This window comes from Fusobacterium sp. (assembly GCF_032477075.1).
Taxonomy (GTDB): Bacteria; Fusobacteriota; Fusobacteriia; order Fusobacteriales; family Fusobacteriaceae; genus Fusobacterium_A.
Window position 1 is genome coordinate 1 of sequence record NZ_JAWDXO010000078.1, and the last position, 2,982, is coordinate 2,982.

General features: G+C 36.2%; 4 protein-coding genes. All 4 read right to left on the reverse strand.

The genetic code is table 11. From position 1 onward, the window contains the following. Window positions 1-939, reverse strand: coding sequence for a thiamine pyrophosphate-dependent enzyme (locus E6771_RS15940; protein WP_316092344.1), 939 nt, complete (start codon window positions 937-939; stop codon window positions 1-3). Between the two features lie 12 nt (window positions 940-951). Continuing rightward, complete coding sequence (porA, locus tag E6771_RS15945) at window positions 952-2,130, reverse strand: pyruvate ferredoxin oxidoreductase (protein WP_316092345.1); 1,179 nt, start codon at window positions 2,128-2,130, stop codon at window positions 952-954. A 16-nt stretch (window positions 2,131-2,146) separates the two neighbouring features. Continuing rightward, complete coding sequence (locus E6771_RS15950; RefSeq protein WP_316092346.1) at window positions 2,147-2,449, reverse strand: 4Fe-4S binding protein; 303 nt, start codon at window positions 2,447-2,449, stop codon at window positions 2,147-2,149. Continuing rightward, window positions 2,449-2,982, reverse strand: a 534-nt coding sequence (locus E6771_RS15955) for a 2-oxoacid:acceptor oxidoreductase family protein (RefSeq protein ID WP_316092347.1), incomplete at its 5' end; no start/stop codon positions are given. The genes E6771_RS15950 and E6771_RS15955, both read right to left, overlap by 1 nt.

The window sequence follows — 2,982 nt, forward strand, 5'->3', positions numbered from 1 at the left end:
TTAAATTTCTTCTCCACATCTTTTAAGAAGTCTTTCCCATTTTAAATCTACATCTTTTTGTATTCTATCTATGATATGTCTGTTTTCTGGTTTGAATAGATGTTTGAACCTTCCCTGTTTTTTAAGAAATTCTTCTACTGGTAATTTTACTTTTGGTCTGTAGCTTAATTTCCATTCTCCATCTATTACTTCAAATAATGGCCAGTAACATGTTTCTACTGCCAGTTTGCACATTTCCATCAGATCTTCTCCCTCATATCTCCATCCTCTTGGGCATGGTGCCAATATATTAAGGAATGCTGCTCCTTCTGTATAGATTGCTTTTTCTGCTTTTTCATGAAGGTCTTTGAAGTTCCCTAAGAATGTTGTCTGCGCCACATATGCCACATTATGAGCTGATATTACATCTGTAAGATCTTTTCTTCCCTGTGGTTTTCCTGCACTTTCTTTTCCTACAGGTGTTGTTGTTGTATCTGCTCCTATAGGTGTTGCTGATGATCTTTGAATACCTGTATTCATATATGCTTCATTGTCATAGCATACATAAACCATGTCATGTCCTCTTTCCATTGCTCCTGATAGTGATTGGAATCCTATATCATAAGTTCCTCCATCTCCTCCAAAAGCTATGAATTTATATGATTCATCTATTTTTCCTTTTTTCTTCAGTACTTTATATGCAGTTTGAGCTCCACTTATTGTTGCTGCTGCATTTTCAAATGCTGAGTGAATGAATGAATCTTTCCATGCTGTATATGGATATAGGAAAGTTGATACTTCAAGACAGCTTGTTGCACTGCATATTACAGCTTCATCTTCCTCTTTTAATGCTCTCAATACTCCTCTTACTGCTACTGGTGCTCCACATCCTGCGCACATTCTGTGTCCTCCAGTAAGTCTTTCAGGTTTTTCCATTTCTTTTTTGAAATTATATGCCATATTCCTTTCCTCCTACCCTCTTACACCAAAATGTCTATATGTGTCTTTAACTTCCTGATCTTTTTCAGCCAGCAGAGTATTAAAGATCTCTTTTATATGATTAACAGTAATATCTCTTCCACCAAGTCCATATACATAGTTGATCATTTTTGGTCTTGGAGTGCAGTCATAAAGTGCAGATCTTACCTCAGCAAATACAGGTCCTCCAGCTGCCGAGAATCCTTCACATTTATCCATTACTGCTACCATTTTTATATTTTTCAGCGCCTGTGCTATTTCTTTCATAGGAAATGGTCTGAATACTCTGATTTTTAAAAGTCCTACTTTTTTACCTTCTTTTCTCATTTCATCTATTGCTGCTTTAGCTGTTCCAGCAGTTGAGTTGATAACTACTATTGCAACTTCAGCATCATCCAGTTTATATTCTTCAAATAAACCATATTTTCTACCTGTAAGTTTTTCATATTCTGCTGCTACTTCAAGAATAACCTTCTTGGCATTCATCATAGCATGAGCTTGATTTACTTTATGTTCCATATAGTAAGAAACTATATCATAAGGTCCTACTGCTGTAGGTCTTTTAGCATTTAAAAGATAATCTTCTGGTTTATATTCTCCAACAAAAGCTTTAGCTTTATCATCTTCTAATAATTCTATATTTTCAACAGCATGACTTGTTATGAATCCATCTTGACATACCATTACAGGAAGCTGAACATCTGGATGTTCTCCTATTCTGTTAGCTTGAAGCATATTGTCATAAGCTTCCTGATTTGTTTCACTGTATAACTGAATCCAGCCAGTATCTCTTGCGCCCATAGAATCACTATGATCTGCATTGATATTAATAGGTCCAGTAAGAGCTCTGTTGACACATGCTAAAGTTACAGGAAGTCTTGCAGAAGATACAACATAAAGCATTTCCCACATCAATGCAAGTCCACATGAAGAAGTAGCTGTCATAGTTCTTGCTCCTGCTGCCTGTGATCCCATTGCAGCTGACATAGCGCTGTGCTCTGATTCCACTGGAATAAATTCACTGTCTACTGACCCATCAGCAACATATTGAGAGAAATATTGTGGTATTTCTGTCGATGGAGTGATTGGAAAAGCAGGTACTACATCTGGATTTATTTGTCTCATTGCTATTGCAATAGCTTCATTTCCTGACATTCTTTCTCTTATACTCATTAATTCTACCTCCGAACTACTCTTTTATCAATTCTATTGCTTTAAATGGACATGCTTTTACACAGATTCCACATCCTTTGCAATGATCCATATCAAACTCTAATCTTTTTCCATCCTTTACAGGTATAGCTGAATCTGGGCAGCAAGGAACACATAAAAGACAGTCAATACATTTATCTCTCAAAAGTACTGGTTTCATAGATCTCCAATCTCCAGTTCTAAAGTGCTGAGCACTTCCAGCCTCATAAACTACTCCACCAGGAGTTATATCTTTCCAGCTAATATCTTCAGTAATTAGTACACCAGCTTTATTTTTCATTATTCTTTCACCTCATTCATAGAACGTACTAATGCTGCCATATTTCCTTTTAGTACTTCTGGTTTACTTGCAAATTTATGCGCAAAAGAGTTTTCCATTGCTTCAAGGAAAGCTTTTTCTTCCATTACTCCACTAACTTTTACTACTGCTCCAAGCATAGGAGTGTTAGGGAAGTTTTTACCAAGAGTTTCCTCAGAAATAGTTCTTGCATCACAAGTACAAACTCTTCCTTTATATCCTTTTAAAAGAGCTTTAAATTCAGAAGCAGGTTTAGAACTATTGATAATAATAGCTCCATCCTCTTTAAGACCTTTAGTAACATCTACACTTTCAATAAGAGTTTCATCAACCACCACAACAAAATCAGGTTCATAAATATTAGAGTGAACAGTAACTCTATTCTTAGAGATACGATTGTAGGCAGTGATAGGAGCTCCCATTCTTTCAGGTCCATATTCAGGAAAACCTTGAACAAACATTCCACCACTGAATGCTGCATCTGCTAAAAGTAAAGAAGCTGTTTTGGCTCCTTG